This window comes from Pseudomonas sp. BP11-1-1, assembly GCF_052112105.1.
In the GTDB taxonomy this organism is placed as follows: domain Bacteria; phylum Pseudomonadota; class Gammaproteobacteria; order Pseudomonadales; family Pseudomonadaceae; genus Aquipseudomonas; species Aquipseudomonas alvandae.
This window is the reverse complement of sequence record NZ_JAUTYU010000001.1, coordinates 695,507-715,189: the sequence shown is the minus strand read 5'-3', so window position 1 is coordinate 715,189 and position 19,683 is coordinate 695,507. Positions and strand designations below refer to the sequence as shown.

The following is a 19,683-nucleotide window of genomic DNA, read 5'->3' as shown; positions in this document are numbered from 1 at the left end:
AAGAGCTTATGATTGGTTCGGAGCGTTTCCTCGATAGTTCGCCGTTCATCTATTAACTCTTGCTGGTACCGGCGGGCCCTCTGGGCTTTTTGCCGAAGACCGTGGTGGTAACGACCAGGCCAGGCAGGCCTCCGACCAGCCCCACCATTTTTTCTTGGAATAACTCTCGATCTCAGCCTGCCGGCCCTTTATTCGCTCGCTTAGCACCAGGAGCCGCTCGTTTTGTCTTATTGTATCCTCGCCGAAATCCTGACTATTGATCAACGCCAGTTTCAGATCCAGGGCAGGTTTTATCGAGTGGTTAATAGCGTCTTTGAACCGGGTGATTTGAGCCTTTACAGTATGAGTGCTCTTGCTGCGTTCCTCGATCAACTCTTTAAGTTGGTCGGTCAGCCCCGGCAAGTTATAGGATCTTGGCAGCTCCTCGGGCGTCAGCTGTATTTCCGGAAGGTTTTCTATCTCCTCGGGCGACAGGTGGCCGATTTTTCCGGCGCCGGAAATAAAGCTGGGTATCGTATTAAGATATTGAATAATTTCGTTGCTGATAAAGATCAGATTGTCAGCGAATACGTGGAGGTCCGAGCCGACTGTTTTCATGCCTGCTTCAATTTTCGACCAGGTTTCGGAATGGTCTTTTATTGACGTGTACAGGACTTGCATATCGGCAGAGCGAAGACCATTGACATTGAGTTGGTCGTATTTATAGATCTGCTCTATTTCTGCTGCGTTCGTCGGCAACGCCAAGCCTCGCATTATGTAGCGTTTAATATTTCTGATGTCGTCGTGAGTGACCAATAGGCCTTTTTCTCGTTCGACCCCGGGAAGCGTCCCGGAAACAGCACCCATGAATTGTGTTGTTAACGTATTGAACGCCCTGGAAGCGATAGGGGTGTCGTCAAGGGTTGACATATAAAATTCCTTTTTTATTGCGTCGCGGCATCATGCCGTGGGTGGGAGGTTAGTGGGGACTTCCGGTGAAGTTAAGTAAAAAAGGTTTGCGACCTGTAACGTAGTGGCGCGTCGATGGGGATTGAGCATTAACGCCGCGTTTGAAGTGTCAACTACCTGTGCGGGTGTTTGTGACAGGCATAAAAAAAGGCCCGTGGAATCGGGCCTTTTTTGTTTTACGGTATTTACACGTAGTACGACTTCAACGGCGGAAACCCATTGAATTCCACGGCGCTGTAGCTGGTGGTGTAGGCACCGGTCGACAGCCAGTACAGGCGATCACCAATGGCCAGGTTCAACGGCAAACCGTACTTGTAGTTTTCGTACATGATGTCGGCGCTGTCGCAGGTCGGGCCGGCGATGACCACTTCTTCCATCTCGCCTTTCTTCTCGGTCCAGATCGGGAACTTGATGGCTTCGTCCATGGTTTCGATCAGGCCGGAGAACTTGCCCACGTCCGTGTACACCCAACGCTCGACGGCGGTGCGGGACTTGCGCGCCACCAGCACCACTTCGCTGACCAGGATCCCAGCGTTGGCGATCAACGAACGGCCCGGCTCCAGGATGATTTCCGGCAAGTCGTCGCCGAAGTCTTCCTTGAGGAAACGGATGATTTCCTCGGCATAGGTTTCCAGGCTGTTGGTGCGGGTGATGTAGTTGGCCGGGAAGCCGCCGCCCATGTTGATCAGCTTCAAGACGATGCCGTCTTCTTCTTTCAAACGCTCGAAGATCACCTTGACCTTGGCGATGGCAGCGTCCCAGACGCTGATGTCGCGCTGTTGCGAGCCGACGTGGAACGAGATGCCGTACGGCACCAGGCCCAGGTCGCGGGCCAGGATCAGCAGGTCCATGGCCATGTCGGTCTGGCAGCCAAACTTGCGCGACAACGGCCAGTCAGCGGTGGTCGAGCCTTCGGTAAGGATCCGCACATAGACTTTCGAACCCGGCGCGGCCTTGGCGATGTTGCGCAGGTCGGCTTCGGAGTCGGTGGCGTACAGGCGCACGCCCTTCTCGTAGAAGTAACGGATGTCCTTGGATTTCTTGATGGTGTTGCCGTAGCTGATCTGCTCCGGGCCGACGCCACGGCTCATGACCTTGTCCAGCTCGTAGATCGAGGCAATGTCGAAGTTCGAACCTTTTTCCTTGAGCAGGTCGATGATTTCCACCGCCGGGTTGGCCTTGACGGCGTAGTAGACCTTGGCGAATTCGAAACCGGCACGCAGGTCGTCATAGGCCTGGGCGATCATCGCGGTGTCGATCACCACGAACGGGGTTTCCTGCTTGTCGGCGAACGCTTTCATTTTCTGGAAAGTTTCGCGCGCGAAATAATCTTCGACCTGGATCGACATACTTGGGACTCCTACTGGCAAACATCAGGATCAATGGGTTTGAGGGCAAGCTGCCCCCGCGAACGTCCTCCGTATCCCCACTTTGGTTCGCCTACTTCCCAAGGCATGTCGCCGAAAGCAAAAAGGCCACGGGATGCATGATGCCCTTGGCCTTGCTGTCTCGTCGTCAGTACTTGAGCCGGATGGATCGTTTCCAGCATGGACGTTCGGCGCGAACTTTAGGGCGTGAGGGGCCTGAGATCAACTAAAAATGTCGCGTTTTTGCACGTCTCCGTCGTGCGGCGCGCGACAGCCCATGATGTAACCGACCGGTGTGACAGGTTGATGTTCCCTTGGATCGGTTTTCGAGTTGGCGCAATGTGCGTTGCTTTTGTGGCGAGGGGATTTATCCCCGCTGGGCTGCGCAGCAGCCCCAAAGGCTGAAATGCTCTAAACCTGACACACCGCAGTGGCGGGTCTCAGGACTGCTTCGCAGTCCAACGGGGATAAATCCCCTCGCCACAAGCAAGCTCCCTCGCCACAAAAAGCAGCCGTGCTTGGTCAGACTGAGGCAGTCTCAGCCGGCGAAACAATACTGGTCTTGCCCCCACGGGACTTGCCGGAGCTCAAGTACTCGGCAATCGATTCCTGGGTCACTTCGCCCAGGAACACCCGCTCGGCGTCCAGCACCGGCAGCCACGAGCGATTGAACTCGTACATGCGCGACAGCAGGATCCGCAGGTGCTCGTCGTAGGCTGCGGTGGCGTTGAATTCCCGCAGGAATTGTCCGCAGGTACCGGTCTGACGGTGCAGGTCGCGACGACGCACATACCCCAGGGCCTTGTTCTCGGCACAGGTGACCACCACGTAGCGCCGGTCATGTTCGTCCATCAACTCCAGCGCCTCGCTCACCGGCGTTTCGGGGCTGACCGACGGGGCGTTGTCCGCCGCGTCTTCGGCCTTGACCAGCAGCAGGCGCTTGAGCGTGCTGTCCTGGCCGACGAAGTTGCTGACGAACTCGTCGGCCGGGTGCGCCAGCAACGTGTCCGGGTGATCGCACTGGACCAGCTTGCCGGCGCGGAAGATCGCGATCTTGTCCCCCAGCTTGATGGCCTCGTCGATGTCGTGGCTGACCATGATCACGGTCTTGTTCAGCGCCCGTTGCATCTCGAAGAACTCGTTCTGGATCATCTCGCGGTTGATCGGGTCGACCGCGCCGAACGGTTCGTCCATCAGCAACAGCGGCGCATCGGCCGCCAAGGCGCGGATCACACCGATCCGTTGCTGCTGGCCACCCGATAATTCACGCGGGTAGCGGTGCAGGTATTGCTTGGGTTCGAGCTTGATCATGCTCATCAATTCGCGGGCGCGGTCGTGGCACTTCTGTTTATCCCAGCCGAGCAGGCGCGGGACGACGGTGATGTTTTCCTCGATGGTCATGTTCGGGAACAGACCGATCTGCTGGATCACGTAGCCGATGTTGCGGCGCAGGGTCACTTCGTCGAGGCCGGTGGTGTCTTCGCCGTTGATCAAGACCTTGCCCGAAGTCGGCGGGATCAGCCGGTTGATCATCTTCAGCGTGGTGCTCTTGCCACAGCCCGACGGCCCGAGGAACACGCAGATCTCGCCTTCGTTGACGGTCAGGTTCACCGAGTCCACGGCTTTCACATCCTTGCCGTTGCTCTTGAAGGTTTTGCTGAGGTTTTGAAGTTCGATCATTTGAGGAGTCCTTTAGGAGTCAGCGAGCGTTGCAGCCATTGCAGAAGCAGGTCGGCGAAGATGGCCAGGAGGCTGACCAGCACGGCGCCGACGATCAGCATCGACATGTCGCTGCGGCTGATGGAAGCGAGGATGAGCACACCCAGGCCACCGGCGCCGATGGTGGCGGCGATGGTCATGACACCGATGTTCATGACCACGGCGGTGCGCACGCCGGCCAGGATCACCGGCACGGCGATGGGCAGTTCGACCATGCGCAGGCGCTGGCCGAAGGTCATGCCGATGCCGCGGGCGGCTTCACGAATGCCCGGTTCGACGCCGGTCAGGGCCAGGTAGGTGTTGCGCATGATTGGCAACAACGAATAGAGAAACACCGCGGTAATCGCTGGCATCGGCCCCAGGCCCTGGCCGAATTTGGAGTAGAACGGCAACAGCAGGCCGAACAGGGCGATCGACGGAATCGTCAGCAGCACCGTGGCGCTGGCCTGCAACGGGCCGGCGAGGGCCGGGAAGCGGGTCATGAAAATGCCCAGCGGCACACCGATGACAATTGCCAGGGTCACGGCGATGCCCACCAGGGTGATGTGCTGCCAGGTCAGGTGCAGCACCAGCGGCCAGTCCAGATGGGAAAAGGCGTCAAGAAAATCCATGGCTTTTCCTCCAGGTCATTGGGTTGAGAGCAGTGAATGCTGGCGCAGGAAATCGGCGGCAACGGCGGAAGGGCTTTCATGATCGACGTCCACGCGAGCGTTGAGCTGGCGCATGGTTTCGTCGTCGAACAGCTCGGCCAGCGGCTTGAGCTGCGCGGCCAGTTGCGGGTGCGCGTCGAGGAACGCCTGGCGCACCACGGGCGCGGCGGTGTAGTCGGGGAAGTAATGCTTGTCATCTTCCAGCAGCTTCAGCTTGAAAGCGTTCAAGCGCCCATCGGTGGTGTAGACCAAGCCGGCGAATACCTGGCTGTTGCGCAGCGCGGTGTAGACCAGGCCCGCGTCCATCTGGCGGATGTTCTTGCGGGTCAGGTTCATGCCGTACTGCTCGACCATGCCGGCCAGACCGTCGGAGCGATTGGCGAACTCGGTGTCCAGGGCCACCAGATGGTTCTCGTCGGCCTCGGCCTGCAACACCGTGTTCAACTGGCTGATGGAACTGATCTGCGGGTATTTCTTCGCGACTTTTTCCGGCAAGGCCAAGGCGTAGGTGTTGCTGAATTTCGACGGCGTCAGCCAGACCAGGCCTTTTTTCGCGTCGAGTTCTTTTACTCGGGCATAGGACTGGGCGCTGTCGAGTTTCTCGGTGACATGGTTGTAGGCCACCAATGACACGCCTGTGTATTCCCAAAGCAAATCCAGTTGCCCGGTTTCATGGGCGCTACGGGCCAGGTTACTGCCCAGTCCGCCAGTGATTTGCGCGTCATAGCCTTTATTGCGCAGGTATTGCGCGGTGATTTCCGCCAGCAAGGTCTGCTCGGTGAACACCCGGGCGCCGAGGCGGATCAGCGGTTTTTCTGCGGCTTGGGCAACCCCTGCGAACAGCAGCAGGCAGCCCAGGATCAAGCTCAACTTCTTCATAACGATTCCTTTATCCAGCCAGGCTCAGGACGGTCGCAGACCGCGTTCCAGCCAGAGGCGGCTGGCCAGTGTCACCAGGCCGTCGAGCAGCAACGCGAGCAGGGCGGTGCAAGCGGCGCCGAGCAGCAATTGCGGCTGGTTGTTCAAGGCAATGCCAGGAAAGATCAGGCTGCCGAGGCTGTTGGCGCCGATCAAAAATGCCAGCGGGGCTGTGCCGACGTTGATCGCCAGGGCCACGCGCACGCCGCCGATGATGATCGGCACGGCGTTGGGCAATTCGACTTTCCACAGCACTTGGCGCGGGGTCATGCCGATGCCGACGGCGGCTTCCTTGAGGGAGCCCTGGACGTTTTTCAGGCCTTCATAGGTGTTGCGCACGATGGGCAGCAGCGAGGCGAGGAACAGCGCGAAGATGGCGGGACCGCTGCCAATGCCCAGGACGCCGAGGGCGATGGCCAATACGGCCAGGGGCGGCACGGTATTGCCGATGTTGAACACTTGCATGAAGCGTTCGGCGCGCCCGACCATGCCGGGGCGGCTGAGGAAGATGCCAGCGGGGATGCCGACAATCAGGGCCGCCAACATGGAGGCCAGGACAAGCATCAGGTGCGCTTGCAGGTAGAACAGCAGATCGTCGCGGTAACGTTGGATCGTATCGATGCCGATCCAGTGGACCAACAGGGCAAGAAGGGCGACGACGACCGCACCCCCCATAAGCCCTTTGCCATAGCGGATAGCCACAGGCGGACTCCTTTGTCTTTCAGTCGGCGCACGCTTTCCCGGGCGGCAGACCCTCGTGGGTTGCCGGGAAAACGTTCGCGAGAAGCAGCTCTTTTCGAGGCCGGTAAAACGACGTCGAAGCGAGCCATGAGCGCAGCCTCGTCAGGCTAACTTGCTGATTTTCAAGGCCCTGACGGTTGCTCGTATCAGGGGGTGGACGCCTCCACGGGGCAAAAGGTTCCCATCCTGAGCAGCATTTGGCCACCCCGGATGTGCTCAACGGTTCGGTGCCTGGTACACGTTGGGCTATAGTTTCTGTCCTTTTTTTGACTCACTCGCCAAGCGATTTCCCATGACCAAACAGGCCGTATGGAACTGGCCGGGATCGGGCAGGATTGGCGTTTCAAGGCTGATAACGGGGTCTGGCGTGTGGCTTTCGCGTTCGATCCGGAAAGGAAAGCAGTCCTGCTGGTGGGTGATGACAAGTCAGGCGGCAGCCAGAAAAAATTCTATAAGGACTTGATCAAGACAGCAGATGTCCGCTTTGACCGGCACCTAAGCACACTGAAGAAAGGGTAAGGCAATGGCTAAGTCAATCGACGAGATTATGAAAGGGCTTCCCGCGGCCCGTCGACAGAAGATCGAACAGCGCGGCGCAGAGCTCATTGCAGAACAGATGACCCTGCAGGAACTGCGCAAGGAGCTGAATCTCACGCAGGAGACTATGGCCGGTCTTCTCCACATGAAGCAAGGCAACGTCTCTAAAGTGGAGAAGCGTACCGACATGCTGCTCTCTACGCTGCGTGAATATGTTGAGGCTATGGGGGGAACGCTGGAATTGGTTGCCCGGCTTCCAGGTCGTGGCCCCGTGAAGCTGGAAGGTCTTCGTGACCTGAACGCGGACTTCAAGTAAGAAAAAAGGCCATCCAGACGGATGGCCTTTTGGTTTTTCAGTCAACCTCTTTCGGCGAGGGCGCAGTTCCAGCCAAGCGCTATCGGGCATCGTACCGAGCACTCCCGTCCGCCCTTTGTTACAATGCGCGGTTCCCTGTACTGGCCTGTGCAATCGGCCAAAAGCAAATTTTTCAGTGTGTGCATAACAGCATGCACAATCGAGATTTTGAACGATGTCCGACAGCAAAATTGTCAATGAAGTCAATGCCAGACGCACGTTTGCCATTATTTCCCACCCCGATGCCGGTAAGACCACCATCACCGAGAAGCTCTTGCTGATGGGCAAGGCGATTGCGGTGGCCGGCACGGTGAAATCCCGCAAGTCCGACCGCCATGCCACTTCCGACTGGATGGAAATGGAAAAGCAGCGGGGTATCTCCATTACCACGTCGGTCATGCAGTTCCCGTATCGCGATCACATGATCAACCTGCTCGACACCCCGGGCCACGAAGACTTCTCCGAAGACACCTACCGCACCCTGACCGCGGTGGACTCGGCCCTGATGGTCCTCGATGGCGGTAAGGGCGTCGAGCCACGGACCATCGCGCTGATGGACGTCTGCCGTCTGCGTGATACGCCGATCGTCAGCTTCATCAACAAACTCGACCGCGACATCCGCGACCCGATCGAGCTGCTCGACGAGATCGAAGCGGTCCTGAAGATCAAGGCCGCGCCGATCACCTGGCCGATCGGTTGCTACCGCGACTTCAAGGGCGTGTACCACCTGGCCGACGACTACATCATCGTCTACACCGCCGGTCACGGGCACGAGCGCACCGAGGTCAAGATCATCGAGAAGCTCGACTCCGACGAAGCCCGCGCCCACCTGGGCGACGAGTACGATCGTTTTGTCGAGCAACTGGAGCTGGTGCAGGGCGCCTGCCATGAATTCAACCAGCAGGAATTCATCGACGGCCAGCTGACCCCGGTGTTCTTCGGCACCGCCCTGGGCAACTTCGGCGTCGACCATGTGCTCGACGCCGTGGTCGATTGGGCCCCGCGCCCGCTGCCGCGTGTTGCCAACGAGCGCACCGTGGAGCCGGTGGAAGAGAAGTTCTCGGGCTTCGTGTTCAAGATCCAGGCGAACATGGACCCCAAGCACCGCGACCGCATCGCCTTCATGCGCATCTGCTCCGGCAAGTACGAAAAAGGCATGAAGATGCGCCATGTGCGCACCGGCAAGGACGTGCGCATCGGCGACGCCTTGACCTTCTTCTCCTCGGAGCGCGAGCAACTGGAAGAGGCCTTCGCCGGTGACATCATCGGCCTGCACAACCACGGCACCATCCAGATCGGCGACACCTTCACCGAAGGCGAGGCCTTGGGCTTCACTGGCATCCCGCACTTCGCCCCGGAACTGTTCCGCCGCGTGCGCCTGAAGGACCCGCTCAAGTCCAAGCAACTGCGCCAAGGTTTGCAGCAACTGGCCGAAGAGGGCGCCACCCAGGTGTTCTTCCCGGAGCGCAGCAACGACATCATCTTGGGCGCGGTCGGTGTGCTGCAGTTCGACGTCGTCGCCAGTCGCTTGAAAGAGGAATACAAGGTCGAGTGCTCCTACGAGCCGATCACCGTGTACTCGGCGCGTTGGGTCGAATGCGGTGACAAGAAGAAGCTCGAGGAATTCTCCAACAAGGCTGTGGAAAACCTTGCGCTGGATGGTGGTGGACATTTGACCTACCTGGCGCCTACGCGGGTGAACCTGGCGCTGATGGAAGAGCGCTGGCCAGACGTGAAATTCCGCGCGACGCGGGAGCATCACTAAGCAGTAAGTGTGACCCATTGTGGGAGCGAGCCTGCTCGCGATAGCGCTGGACCAGTCAGCATTTATGTTGAATGTGCCGCCGTCTTCGCGAGCAGGCTCGCTCCCACATTGGTTTTGTGTCAGATCCTCAATCTCCCGGTCAGCCACAATTTCCTGTGGGAGCGAGCTTGCTCGCGAAAGCGGTGGGTCGGCTTGCATGAAAGCGGGCTGGCGCACGGCTCGTCAGCCCTCTCTTTAGGGCCAGTCGCTAACGCGGATCGACGATATCCAGCGCCCGATTCGCCAGCAATTCACTCATCTCGATCACCTGAAGAATACCCATCGCAACCTGTCGGCGAGAGCCTTCAAGGTCGAATGCCAGGTCGCTGATCATGGCGTTGGCGGAGGCGAGGTTTTCGCTGAGGTTGGCGAGCAGGCTTTCGCTATCGACCCCTTCCACCACAGTGAAGAGCTGGCGCGCTGGCGGTTCTTTCTTGGCCTTGGCCTGTTCCGGCTTCAAGTAATAATCGAGCGCCCGCTCAGTGGCTTCGTGGAATTTTTCCGGGTCTAGGCTGGAATAGGCAGAGGTGGGGTCTGATTCGGGTGGGTTCGGTGTGGCTTTGAACATGGTGATGCTCCTATGGGAATAGAAGCCGCCAAGACCTGTCGCTAAACAGAATGGTGGCGACTGTACGCAGGTTAGCGAACCGGACATAGGCACCCGGTAGACCCGAAGGTCTCCCACATACAGCCGCCATAACGATTGCGGTGAGATCCCGCAATAAGGATGGCTGCTTACGTGCCTATGGTTCAGGTCGCTAAACCCGACCGCTGAATTTCAGCGACCCGGTAACCATAAAGACCCACCTCAAAGCGCACAAGCGGGCGGATTCTGGCTTAGTTGTAGGCAAAGGCGCAAGGCAACGTAGCCTCGGAACGAGCGTTCCGTGTTACCGGGTATTTGTCTGTAGGGCTCAATGCCCGGCGGCCCCAAAAGGGTTTTGGTTTGGCACTGCTTTGTGACCACACCCATTCAAATTGTGGGAGCGGGCTTGCTCGCGAAAGCGGTGGGGCAGCCTGCCTGGATACTGGATGTGGCGGCCTCTTCGCGAGCAAGCCCGCTCCCACAAGGGAGGTTTGTTGCGTTAGTAGATTTGGGGATAAGGCTTATTCGAAACCATTCTGTACAGCGACGGCATTTCTGGCTGTACGGGGGCGTCTTATCTGGTGAACCGGGCGGTTCAGAACTAGATTTTGTTGAGCGCCGTCGGGCCCCGGCTTTATCCGGAAAGAAGGAATTGGCTATGAATAAGCTTCTACGCATGATGTTGCTATTGAAGGTTTTGGTGATGTTGTCCCTGGGCTCCACCATCGCGTGGGCGGAATGTGATCAGCATGATCAGCACGCATCGAGTGGGCAGGTTGCGCAGGGTGAGTTGATGCTTGCCGCGACCGATGCGGACGCAGGCGATCCAGACGATGGCGAGGATGACGATGGTTCGCCGGTTGATCCGCCGGATGGTGATGAGGATGAAGAGGGCGATAGCCAGACGTAGGGCTATAGCCTAAAGAAAACCCCTCCAGCCCCAACTGATATTCAGTCGGGGCTGGAGGGGTTTTTTATGCCCGGCGCATGACCCAAGGTGAAATTTTACCTCTGTGGCGAGGGGATTTATCCCCGCTGGGCTGCGCAGCGGCCCCAAACCAGGCAACTCGGTGCGCCAGGAAGATTGAGTTCATTGCTTTAGGGCTGCTGCGCAGCCCAACGGGGATAAATCCCCTCGCCACAAGAGCTTATCTACCTTCTGCTTTATGCAGCGCCGTCGAGAAACCGCTCGGCGTAGTGACACGCCACCAGCCGGTTATCCAACGGGCGCAACGCCGGTTCCTCAGTCTTGCAACGCTCGGTCGCATACGGGCAGCGCTTGTGGAAAGCGCAGCCGGACGGCGGGTTGAGCGGGTTGGGCAGTTCGCCGACGATCTTGATCTTCGGCTTGTTCGGGTCCGGGTGGATGGTCGGGGTGGCCGACAGCAGCGCCTGGGTGTACGGGTGCAGCGGGCGGCTGTAGATGGACTCGTTGGGGCCCATTTCCACCGGGCGGCCGAGGTACATCACCATCACGTCGTCGGCGACGTGCTGCACCACCGCCAGGTTGTGGGAAATGAACACGTAGGCGGTGTTGAATTCCTGCTGCAGGTCCATGAACAGGTTCAGCACCTGGGCCTGGATCGACACGTCCAGCGCCGACGTCGGTTCGTCCGCCACCAGCACCTTGGGTTGCAGCATCATGGCGCGGGCCAGGGCGATGCGCTGGCGCTGGCCGCCGGAGAACATGTGCGGGTAGCGCTGGTAATGCTCGGGGCGCAAGCCCACCTGCTTCATCATCGCCTGGACTTTCTCGCGACGTTCGGTGGCCGACAGGTTGGTGTTGATCAGCAATGGCTCGGCCAGCTGATCACCGATTTTCTGCCGCGGGTTGAGGGACGCGTAAGGGCTCTGGAAGACCATCTGCACGTCTTTGCGCAGTTGCTTGCGTTCGGCCTTGTTGGCGCCGGCCACTTCCTGGCCGGCGATTTTCAAGGAGCCGGCGGACGGTTCTTCAATCAGCGTCAGGGCCCGGGCGAGGGTGGATTTGCCGCAACCGGATTCGCCCACCACGGCCAGGGTCTTGCCGGCTTCCAGTTCGAACGACACACCGTTGAGGGCGCGCACGGTCGCATGGCCCTTGAACATGCCACGGGACACTTCGTAATGACGGGTCAGGTCACGGGCGGTAAGTACGACGGCCATCACGCCACCTCCTGGTTCAGCGGGTAGAAGCAGCGGGCGAGGCTGTTGGATTTCGGATCGAGGGCCGGGCGTTGTTGACGGCAGTTGTCCTGCACGTACGGGCAGCGCGGCGACAGCAGGCAGCCTTGTGGGCGGTCATAGCGACCGGGGACGATGCCGGGCAATGTCGCCAGGCGCTCGGCGCCCATGCTGTGTTCCGGGATCGCCGCCAGCAGCGCTTCGCTGTAGGGGTGGGCCGGAATGTCGAACAGCTGCGGCACCTGGCCGACTTCCACGGCTTGGCCGGCGTACATCACGCACACGCGTTGGGCGGTTTCAGCGACGACGGCGAGGTCGTGGGTGATCAGCACCAGGCCCATGTCCTGCTCTTTTTGCAGGGCCAGCAGCAGGTCCATGATCTGCGCCTGGATGGTCACGTCGAGGGCGGTGGTCGGTTCGTCGGCGATCAGCAGCTTCGGCTCACCGGCAATCGCCATGGCAATCGCCACGCGCTGGCTCATGCCGCCGGACAGTTGATGCGGATAGGCGTCCATGCGGCTGGCCGCGCCGGGAATCTCGACTTTTTCCAGCAGTTCGATGGCGCGCTTGCGGGCGGCCTTGCCGGACATCTTCAGGTGCAGGCGCAGCACTTCTTCGATCTGGAAACCCACGGTGTAGCTGGGGTTGAGCGCGGTCATCGGATCCTGGAAGACCATCGCCAGGTCCTTGCCGACGATCTGCCGGCGCTGGCGGTTGCTCAGCTTGAGCATGTTCTTGCCGTCGAAGTTCAGCGCATCGGCGGTGACGATGCCGGGGTGCTCGATCAGGCCCATCAGCGCCATCATGGTCACGGATTTACCCGAGCCCGATTCGCCGACGATCGCCAGGACTTCGCCTTTTTCCACACTCAGGTCCAGGCCGTCGACCACCGGCACGGCGGTGGCGTCGCCGAAGCGGACGTTGAGATTCTTGATTTCTAGCAGTGACATGGGAATCTCCTCAGGCGGCATTCTTGAGTTTCGGGTCCAGCGCATCGCGCAGCCCGTCGCCCATCAGGTTGATTGCCAGCACGCTGAGCAAAATGGTCAAGCCAGGCAGGCTCACGACCCACCAGGCGCGTTCGATGTAGTCGCGGGCCGAGGCCAGCATGGTGCCCCACTCCGGGGTAGGCGGCTGCACGCCGAGGCCGAGGAAACCCAGGGCGGCGGCGTCGAGGATCGCCGAGGAGAAGCTCAAGGTCGCCTGGACGATCAGCGGTGCCATGCAGTTGGGCAGCACGGTGATGAACATCAGGCGCGGCAGGCCGGCACCGGCCAGGCGGGCGGCGGTCACGTAGTCGCGGTTCAGTTCGCCCATCACGGCGGCGCGGGTCAGGCGCACGTAGGATGGCAGCGAGACGATGGCGATGGCGATCACGGTGTTGATCAGGCCTGGGCCGAGGATGGCGACGATCGCCACGGCCAGCAGCAAGGATGGCAGGGCCAGCATGATGTCCATCAGGCGCATGATGGTCGGGCCGAGGATGCGCGGGAAGAACCCGGCGAACAGCCCCAGCAGGATGCCCGGGATCAGCGACATCACCACCGATGACAAGCCGATCAGCAACGACAGCCGCGAGCCTTGGATCAGGCGCGAGAGCAGGTCGCGGCCCAGTTCGTCGGTGCCCAGCAGGAATTGCATCTGCCCACCTTCCAGCCAGGCCGGCGGCGTCAGCAGGAAGTCGCGGTATTGCTCGCTCGGGTCGTGCGGCGCGACCCACGGGGCGAAAATCGCGCAGAACACGATCAGGATCATGAACAGCAGCCCGGCGACAGCGCCCTTGTTGCGGGAAAACGCGTGCCAGAATTCTTTGTACGGGGACGGGTACAGCAGGCTTTGATCGACTGCTACCGCGGTAGTTGGAGTACTCATGGTCTTGATCTCAGCGCTGGTGACGGATGCGTGGGTTGGCAAAGCCGTAGAGGATGTCCACGACGAAGTTGACCAGAATCACCAGGCAGGCGATTAACAGGATGCCGTTCTGCACCACGGGATAGTCCCGGGCGCCGATGGCTTCGATCAGCCACTTGCCGATGCCCGGCCAGGAGAAGATCGTTTCGGTCAGGACCGCGCCGGCCAGCAGCGTGCCGACTTGCAGGCCGACCACGGTCAGCACCGGGATCAGCGCGTTGCGCAGGCCGTGGACGAACACCACGCGCGACGGCGACAGGCCCTTGGCCTTGGCGGTGCGGATGTAGTCTTCGCGCAGTACTTCGAGCATCGAAGAGCGGGTCATGCGGGCGATCACCGCCAGCGGAATGGTGCCCAGCACGATGGCCGGCAGGATCAGGTGATGCAGGGCATCGAGGAACGCGCCCGGCTCGTCGGCCAGCAGCGTGTCGATCAGCATGAAGCCGGTTTTCGGCTCGATGTCGTAGAGCAGGTCGATCCGTCCCGACACCGGCGTCCAGCCCAGGGACACCGAGAAGAACATGATCAGGATCAGGCCCCACCAGAAGATCGGCATCGAATACCCCGCCAGGGAGATGCCCATCACCCCATGGTCGAACAGGGATCCTCGCTTGAGTGCCGCGATCACCCCGGCCAGCAGGCCCAGGATACCGGCGAACAACAGCGCGGCCATGGACAGTTCCAGGGTCGCGGGAAACAGTGAGCTGAACTCGGTCCATACGCTTTCACGGGTGCGCAGCGATTCGCCGAGGTCGCCGTGGGCCAGTTTGCCGATGTAGTCCAGGTACTGGGCATACAGCGGTTTGTTGAGGCCAAGGCGTTCCATTGCCTGTGCATGCATTTCGGGATCGACCCGACGTTCGCCCATCATCACTTCCACGGGGTCGCCGGGGATCATGCGAATCAACGCGAAGGTCAGCAAGGTGATGCCGAAGAACGTGGGGATCAATAATCCCAGTCGGCGGGCAATAAAACTAAACATCTTCAGGTGTACCTCATCAGCCGGTTAGGCGTGCCCGGCAATCCTTTGGTGAAGGTTGCCGGGCGTTTTCTTATCTACTTCACCTGGGTGGTGGCGAAGTTGTTGGTGGTGAGCGGGCTAATCACGTAGCCCTCTACGTTGTTGCGCATTGCCGTGAACATCCGAGTGTGGGCCATGCTGATCCATGGCTGGTCCTGGTTGAAAATCACCTGGGCCTGCTCATAGAGTTTGGCGCGCTCCTCGGGGTTCACTGTGGCGCGTGCCTGGTCGAGCAGCGCCTGGAATTTCTCGTTGCACCAGCGCGCGTAGTTTTCGCCGTTCTTGGCGGCCTCGCAACTGAGCATAGGCGTCAGGAAGTTATCCGGGTCGCCGTTGTCGCCCGCCCATCCGGCGGACACCATGTCGTGCTCGCCGTTTTTCGCGCGCTTGAGCATTTCGCCCCATTCCATCACGCGAATGTCGACCTTGATCCCGACTTTCGCCAGGTCGGACTGCATCATCTGCGCGCCGAGCATCGGGTTGGGGTTGGTCGGGCCGCCGCCGTTGCGGGTAAACAGGGTGAACACGGTGCCTTCCGGCACGCCGGCTTCCTTGAGCAATTGGCGGGCCTTGTCGAGGTCGCGGGCCGGGTTCTTCAGATTGTGGTTGTAGCCCAGCAGGGTCGGCGGGTAGGGGTTGACCGCCGCGGTGGCGTTGCCCTTGCCGAACAGCGCGTTGACGTAGGCTTCCTTGTCGAAGGCCAGGTCGATGGCTTTGCGCACCCGCACGTCGCTCATGTATTTGTGGCTGGTATTCATGGCGGTGTAGGAGACGGTCATCGCGTCCAGCTCGGTGACCTTCAGGTTCGGGTCTTTCTTGATGCTGGGGATGTCATCGGGCTTGGGGTACAGCGCGATCTGGCACTCGTTGGTCTTGAGTTTCTGCATGCGCACGTTGTTGTCGGTGGCGATGGCCAATACCAGCGCATCGGCTGGCGGCTTGCCACGGAAGTAGTCCGGGTTGGCCTTGAAGCGAACCTGGGCGTCCTTGTTGTAGCGCTGGAACACGAACGGGCCGGTGCCGATCGGCTTGCTGTTGAGGTCGCCGGTTTTGCCTGCCTTGAGCAACTGGTCGGCATATTCGGCCGGGTAGATCGAGGAGAAGGCCATGGCGATGTCGGCCAGGAACGGCGCTTCGCGGCGGGTCAGGGTGAACTTGACCGTGTGCTCGTCGACTTTCTCGACGTTTTTCAGCAGTTCCTTGAAGCCCATGCTTTCAAAGTACGGGAAGCCCACGCTCGACAGTTTGTGCCACGGGTGGTTCGGGTCCAGTTGGCGCTGGAAACTCCAGACCACATCGTCGGCGTTCATGTCGCGGGTCGGCTTGAAGTATTCGGTGGTGTGGAACTTGACGCCCTTGCGCAGGTGGAAGGTGTAGGTCAGGCCGTCGTCACTGATGTCCCAGGATTCGGCCAGGGCCGGAATCACTTCGGTGGTGCCGGGCTTGAAGTCGGCCAGGCGATTGAAAATGGTTTCCGCCACGGCATCGGCGGTGACTGCAGTCGTGTACTGGACCATGTCGAAGCCTTCCGGGCTGGCTTCTGTGCAAACCACCAGGGGCTTGGCGGTGGCGCCAACGGCGACACTCAGCAGCGCGGCGGCGATGGCGGCGCGTAGGGGGATCATGTTCATCGTCAATCCTCTGCAATCGGGTAATTGGCAAAAGACCGGGCGGGCGACCTTGTGAGTCGACCGCCCGGTGGCAGTTTAGAGAATGTTGAACGGGATGGTGGTGACCAGGCGGAACTCGTTGAGGCTGCCGTCGGCCTGGTTTTCGCTGGCGCGGTGTGCGGTGTAGGTCGCACGGATCGCGGTGGCTTTCAGAGGGCCGCTCTGTACGGCATAGGACGCGCCGACGCCGTATTCATAGTGGTGCTCACCGTCCATGGCCCGCACGTCGCTATAACCGGTGCTGTTGTAGTGCGTGCCGTCGATGCCCCAGCCGCGCGCCTGGTAGATGTTGAACTTCAGGCCTGGTACGCCGTATTCGGCCATGTTCAGGCCATAGGCGATCTGGAAGGATTTCTCGTTCGGGCCGTTGAAGTCCGACAGCAGGGAGTTGGCCAGGTAGATGCCGTTGGTTTCGTGCAGGTAGTCGAAGTACTCGTTACCGTTCACTTCCTGGTATGAGAAGGTCAGGCTGTGGGCCTGGTGCGTCAGACCGAACGACAGGGAATAGGTGTCGTTGTCGATTTCACCCAGCTTGCTTTTGCCCGAATCCACGGTCTTGTAGTAGTTCAGGCCGGTGGTCAGGCTCAGTACCGAGCTGTCGCCCAGCTCGTGGGTGGCGCCGAAGTAGTACTGGTTCCACATGTCCTCGGCCTGGGTCGCCCAGAGGCTGGTCTTCAGGCTGGCCAGTGGCTGGTAAGTGATACCGGCGGTGTTGACGTGATCGGTCTCGACGCTGCTGTCACCGTATTCGGAGCGGAACTTGCGCTGGCTCTCTTCGGTACGTGGCGAGTTGCGGTCGAAGGTGGCGATGTCGAAGCCCAGGTTTTCGAACTCTTCGCTGTGCAGGCTCACACCTTGGAAGCTGGAAGGCAGGGCACGGTTGCCGATGACGTCGACCATCGGGCTGCTGAAGTTCTGGCGGCCGGCGGTCAGGGTGGTGTTGGACACGCGGGCCTTGACGTTGGCCAGGCCCAGTTTGCTCCACTGGCCCACAGCGTCGCCGCCTTCATGGGTCAGGGTACGGTTGTTGCCGGCCCCAGGACGGGTGGTCGGTGCACCGCCATTGTTGGACGCCAGGTCCTTGCGATCCCGGTCGAGGGCGATGGCATTGTAGGCCGCCACTTCGGTGCTGAAGCCTACGGTGCCTTCGGTGAAGCCCGAGTTGTACTTGATGATGGTGCCTTGCAGCCAGTTGATACGGCGATCGGTCTCGCGTGCTTCGCCGTTCTTGCGATAGGTGAGTTTCGTGCCGCGCTTGAATTGCTCGTTGGCGTACCAGTTGCGCGTGCTACCCGTGACGGATTGGCCGTCGATGAAGCCCTTGGCTTCGCTTTGCTCGCTGGTGGTCTTGAGGGTCACTGGGGTGACTGCCTGGCTCTGGGATTCAGCGTAAGCCGTGGCCGTAACGCTGCTGATGGCCAAGGCCAGTATCGCGGTGCTGCTCAGTTTCATCGGTAACGCTCCTTTTCTTTCTTTTTCATGCCGTTCTTTTTTGGTGATACGGCTATCGGTTTGGAACTCATTTCCAGCTTGCAAACGTTTGCTTGGCGCCTGATCGGCGAATTAAGGCAAGACTTCTGCGTGAGGGCTTCCAGGGAAGCCCTCGCTGTGCGGCTAAGCGGTTATGGGTTCAGGCTGACGCCCGAGAAGACGTTGCGACCGAAGGGGCTGACCTTGAACCCTTCGACTTTGGCACTCAGCGGCTGGTTGACCGTCGAGTGGGCAACAGGGGTGATCGGCACTTGCTGCTTGAGCAACTGCTGGGCCTGTTTGTAGAGCACGGTGCGCTGGTCACGGTCGGTGACGACCTTGGCCTGCTTGATCAGTTTGTCGTAATCCTGGTCACACCACATGGAGTAGTTGTTGCCGCCAATGGCGTCGCAGCTATAGAGCGTGCCCAGCCAGTTGTCCGGGTCCCCGTTGTCGCCGGTCCAACCGATCAGGCTGATGTCGTGCTCGCCGTTCTTGGTGCGCTTGATGTATTCGCCCCATTCGTAGCTGACGATCTTCACCTTCAGGCCGATCTTCGCCCAGTCTGCTTGGAGCATCTCGGCCATCAGCTTGGCGTTGGGGTTGTACGGGCGTTGCACGGGCATGGCCCAGAGGGTGATTTCGGTGCCTTCCTTGACCCCGGCGGCCTTGAGCAACTCCTTGGCTTTTTCCGGGTTGTAGGGCGTGTCCTTGATGGTGTCGTCGTAGGACCATTGCGTCGGCGGCATGGCGTTCTGCGCCAGTTGCCCCGCACCTTGGTAAACGGCGTTGAGAATGCCTTGCTTGTTCACCGCCATGTCCAGCGCCTGGCGCACTTCGACCTGGTCGAACGGCTTGTGGCGGGTGTTATAGGCGATGTAGCCGAGGTTGAAACCCGGTTTTTCGATCAGTTGCAGCTTGGGATCGTTCTTCAAGGCCGGCACGTCGGCGGGACGTGGATGCAGGGTGACCTGGCATTCGTTGGCCTTGAGCTTCTGCACCCGCACCGAGGCGTCGGTGTTGATGGAGAAGATCAGGTTTTTCAGTTTCACCCGTTCCGGCGCCCAGTACTTGTCGTTGGCGACATAACGAATATTGGAGTCTTTCTGATAGCTCTTGAACTCGAACGGCCCGGTGCCGATCGGCTTCTGGTTGATGTCGCTCGGCTTGCCGCCCTTGAGCAGTTGGTCGGCGTATTCGGCCGAGAGGATCGCGGCGAAGCTCATGGCAATGTTCTGGATAAACGCGGCGTCGACGCTGTTGAGCGTCATTACCACCGTCAGCGGCCCGGTTGCTTCGACCTTGGCAATGTTCTTGTTCAGGCTCATGCCGTTGAAGTACGGGAACTCGGTGGGGTAGGCCTTGCGGAACGGATGCTGCGGGTCAAGCATGCGGTTGAACGTGAACAGCACGTCGTCGGCGTTGAAATCCCGGGTCGGCGTGAAGTAATCGGTGGTATGAAATTTCACCCCTTCGCGCAGGTGGAAGGTGTACTTCAAGCCATCTTCGGAAATGTCCCAGCTCGTCGCCAGGCCTGGGACTACATTGGTCGCGCCTTTTTCAAACTCGGCCAGGCGGTTGTACAGCGGTTCGGCGGCATCGTTGTCGGTGGCCGTGGTGTATTGCGCGGTGTCGAAACCGGCGGGGCTGCCTTCGGAACAAAACACCAGGCTGCCACCGGCGGCCTGGGCTGCGGAGGTGGCGGCCAACAGGCCGGTGCCCAGCAATGCGGATAAAACCAAGGTATGGCGCATGACGCTCCCTCTCTCGTTTCGGGGTGTTGATCAGTGATCCGGTGTCCTTCCGGGGACAGGTCCGGAGCA

Annotated in this window: 18 protein-coding genes; 4 read left to right on the top strand and 14 right to left on the bottom strand. The window is 60.1% G+C overall.

The genetic code is table 11. From position 1 onward, the window contains the following. Positions 1-45: 45 nt before the first annotated feature. The 6 genes from Q7C33_RS03120 to Q7C33_RS03095 all read right to left on the bottom strand — a co-directional run bounded on the left by Q7C33_RS03120 (position 46) and on the right by Q7C33_RS03095 (position 6,277). Positions 46-909, bottom strand: a complete 864-nt coding sequence (locus Q7C33_RS03120) for a hypothetical protein (protein ID WP_407682812.1) — start codon at positions 907-909, stop codon at positions 46-48. A 224-nt stretch (positions 910-1,133) separates the two neighbouring features. Continuing rightward, positions 1,134-2,297 (bottom strand): type III PLP-dependent enzyme, encoded by a 1,164-nt coding sequence (locus Q7C33_RS03115; protein ID WP_030139810.1) that lies wholly within the window; start codon positions 2,295-2,297, stop codon positions 1,134-1,136. Positions 2,298-2,837: 540 nt separating this feature from the next. After that, the gene (locus tag Q7C33_RS03110; protein WP_198797779.1) at positions 2,838-3,995 is read right to left on the bottom strand and encodes an osmoprotectant ABC transporter ATP-binding protein OsmV; all 1,158 of its coding nucleotides are present in this window, start codon (positions 3,993-3,995) and stop codon (positions 2,838-2,840) included. Further along, complete coding sequence (locus tag Q7C33_RS03105; RefSeq protein ID WP_030139812.1) at positions 3,992-4,645, bottom strand: ABC transporter permease; 654 nt, start codon at positions 4,643-4,645, stop codon at positions 3,992-3,994. Before Q7C33_RS03105 ends, Q7C33_RS03110 begins: the two co-directional genes overlap by 4 nt. 15 nt (positions 4,646-4,660) lie before the next feature. Next, entirely contained in the window at positions 4,661-5,563 is a 903-nt protein-coding gene (locus Q7C33_RS03100) for a glycine betaine ABC transporter substrate-binding protein (protein ID WP_030139813.1), read from the bottom strand. Between the two features lie 24 nt (positions 5,564-5,587). Beyond that, the gene (locus Q7C33_RS03095) at positions 5,588-6,277 is read right to left on the bottom strand and encodes an ABC transporter permease (protein ID WP_407682856.1); all 690 of its coding nucleotides are present in this window, start codon (positions 6,275-6,277) and stop codon (positions 5,588-5,590) included. 375 nt (positions 6,278-6,652) lie between these two features. Here Q7C33_RS03095 and Q7C33_RS03090 point away from each other — a divergent pair, with 375 nt between their 5' ends. From Q7C33_RS03090 to Q7C33_RS03080, 3 genes are all read left to right on the top strand, one after another. Further along, on the top strand, positions 6,653-6,862 hold the full coding sequence (locus tag Q7C33_RS03090) for a type II toxin-antitoxin system RelE/ParE family toxin (protein WP_080628550.1): 210 nt from the start codon (positions 6,653-6,655) through the stop codon (positions 6,860-6,862). A gap of 4 nt (positions 6,863-6,866) precedes the next feature. Continuing rightward, positions 6,867-7,196: an XRE family transcriptional regulator gene (locus Q7C33_RS03085; RefSeq protein ID WP_030139816.1), complete on the top strand. Its 330-nt coding sequence runs from the start codon at positions 6,867-6,869 to the stop codon at positions 7,194-7,196. Between the two features lie 214 nt (positions 7,197-7,410). Further along, on the top strand, positions 7,411-9,000 hold the full coding sequence (locus Q7C33_RS03080) for a peptide chain release factor 3 (RefSeq protein WP_030139817.1): 1,590 nt from the start codon (positions 7,411-7,413) through the stop codon (positions 8,998-9,000). Positions 9,001-9,247: 247 nt separating this feature from the next. Here the strand turns inward: Q7C33_RS03080 and Q7C33_RS03075 are convergent, their stop codons facing one another. Next, on the bottom strand, positions 9,248-9,607 hold the full coding sequence (locus Q7C33_RS03075) for a DUF6124 family protein (protein ID WP_217861246.1): 360 nt from the start codon (positions 9,605-9,607) through the stop codon (positions 9,248-9,250). A gap of 676 nt (positions 9,608-10,283) precedes the next feature. Between Q7C33_RS03075 and Q7C33_RS03070 the strand changes: the two genes are divergently transcribed. Further along, positions 10,284-10,535, top strand: coding sequence for a hypothetical protein (locus Q7C33_RS03070; RefSeq protein ID WP_030139819.1), 252 nt, complete (start codon positions 10,284-10,286; stop codon positions 10,533-10,535). Between the two features lie 254 nt (positions 10,536-10,789). Here the strand turns inward: Q7C33_RS03070 and Q7C33_RS03065 are convergent, their stop codons facing one another. The 7 genes from Q7C33_RS03065 to Q7C33_RS03035 all read right to left on the bottom strand — a co-directional run bounded on the left by Q7C33_RS03065 (position 10,790) and on the right by Q7C33_RS03035 (position 19,614). After that, complete coding sequence (locus Q7C33_RS03065) at positions 10,790-11,770, bottom strand: peptide ABC transporter ATP-binding protein (RefSeq protein ID WP_030139820.1); 981 nt, start codon at positions 11,768-11,770, stop codon at positions 10,790-10,792. Beyond that, positions 11,770-12,738, bottom strand: a complete 969-nt coding sequence (locus Q7C33_RS03060; protein ID WP_014336599.1) for an ABC transporter ATP-binding protein — start codon at positions 12,736-12,738, stop codon at positions 11,770-11,772. The genes Q7C33_RS03065 and Q7C33_RS03060 overlap by 1 nt, the downstream gene beginning before the upstream one ends. Positions 12,739-12,748: 10 nt before the next feature. Further along, on the bottom strand, positions 12,749-13,660 hold the full coding sequence (locus Q7C33_RS03055) for an ABC transporter permease subunit (protein WP_030139821.1): 912 nt from the start codon (positions 13,658-13,660) through the stop codon (positions 12,749-12,751). A 10-nt stretch (positions 13,661-13,670) separates the two neighbouring features. Continuing rightward, positions 13,671-14,681, bottom strand: a complete 1,011-nt coding sequence (locus tag Q7C33_RS03050; RefSeq protein WP_030139822.1) for an ABC transporter permease subunit — start codon at positions 14,679-14,681, stop codon at positions 13,671-13,673. Between the two features lie 74 nt (positions 14,682-14,755). Then, positions 14,756-16,351 (bottom strand): ABC transporter substrate-binding protein, encoded by a 1,596-nt coding sequence (locus Q7C33_RS03045; protein WP_407682811.1) that lies wholly within the window; start codon positions 16,349-16,351, stop codon positions 14,756-14,758. A gap of 75 nt (positions 16,352-16,426) precedes the next feature. Then, positions 16,427-17,842 (bottom strand): OprD family porin, encoded by a 1,416-nt coding sequence (locus Q7C33_RS03040; protein WP_198797775.1) that lies wholly within the window; start codon positions 17,840-17,842, stop codon positions 16,427-16,429. Between the two features lie 170 nt (positions 17,843-18,012). Beyond that, complete coding sequence (locus tag Q7C33_RS03035) at positions 18,013-19,614, bottom strand: ABC transporter substrate-binding protein (protein WP_030139825.1); 1,602 nt, start codon at positions 19,612-19,614, stop codon at positions 18,013-18,015. Positions 19,615-19,683: the final 69 nt, after the last annotated feature.

Coding starts and splice junctions, on each gene's coding strand:
- Q7C33_RS03065 (WP_030139820.1), bottom strand. CDS start 11,770: ATGGCCGTCGTACTTACCGCCCGTGACCTGACCCGTCATTACGAAGTG.
- Q7C33_RS03035 (WP_030139825.1), bottom strand. CDS start 19,614: ATGCGCCATACCTTGGTTTTATCCGCATTGCTGGGCACCGGCCTGTTG.
- Q7C33_RS03095 (WP_407682856.1), bottom strand. CDS start 6,277: ATGGGGGGTGCGGTCGTCGTCGCCCTTCTTGCCCTGTTGGTCCACTGG.
- Q7C33_RS03115 (WP_030139810.1), bottom strand. CDS start 2,297: ATGTCGATCCAGGTCGAAGATTATTTCGCGCGCGAAACTTTCCAGAAA.
- Q7C33_RS03100 (WP_030139813.1), bottom strand. CDS start 5,563: ATGAAGAAGTTGAGCTTGATCCTGGGCTGCCTGCTGCTGTTCGCAGGG.
- Q7C33_RS03075 (WP_217861246.1), bottom strand. CDS start 9,607: ATGTTCAAAGCCACACCGAACCCACCCGAATCAGACCCCACCTCTGCC.
- Q7C33_RS03110 (WP_198797779.1), bottom strand. CDS start 3,995: ATGATCGAACTTCAAAACCTCAGCAAAACCTTCAAGAGCAACGGCAAG.
- Q7C33_RS03055 (WP_030139821.1), bottom strand. CDS start 13,660: ATGAGTACTCCAACTACCGCGGTAGCAGTCGATCAAAGCCTGCTGTAC.
- Q7C33_RS03085 (WP_030139816.1), top strand. CDS start 6,867: ATGGCTAAGTCAATCGACGAGATTATGAAAGGGCTTCCCGCGGCCCGT.
- Q7C33_RS03080 (WP_030139817.1), top strand. CDS start 7,411: ATGTCCGACAGCAAAATTGTCAATGAAGTCAATGCCAGACGCACGTTT.
- Q7C33_RS03050 (WP_030139822.1), bottom strand. CDS start 14,681: ATGTTTAGTTTTATTGCCCGCCGACTGGGATTATTGATCCCCACGTTC.
- Q7C33_RS03060 (WP_014336599.1), bottom strand. CDS start 12,738: ATGTCACTGCTAGAAATCAAGAATCTCAACGTCCGCTTCGGCGACGCC.
- Q7C33_RS03090 (WP_080628550.1), top strand. CDS start 6,653: ATGGAACTGGCCGGGATCGGGCAGGATTGGCGTTTCAAGGCTGATAAC.
- Q7C33_RS03105 (WP_030139812.1), bottom strand. CDS start 4,645: ATGGATTTTCTTGACGCCTTTTCCCATCTGGACTGGCCGCTGGTGCTG.
- Q7C33_RS03070 (WP_030139819.1), top strand. CDS start 10,284: ATGAATAAGCTTCTACGCATGATGTTGCTATTGAAGGTTTTGGTGATG.
- Q7C33_RS03045 (WP_407682811.1), bottom strand. CDS start 16,351: ATGAACATGATCCCCCTACGCGCCGCCATCGCCGCCGCGCTGCTGAGT.
- Q7C33_RS03040 (WP_198797775.1), bottom strand. CDS start 17,842: ATGAAACTGAGCAGCACCGCGATACTGGCCTTGGCCATCAGCAGCGTT.
- Q7C33_RS03120 (WP_407682812.1), bottom strand. CDS start 909: ATGTCAACCCTTGACGACACCCCTATCGCTTCCAGGGCGTTCAATACG.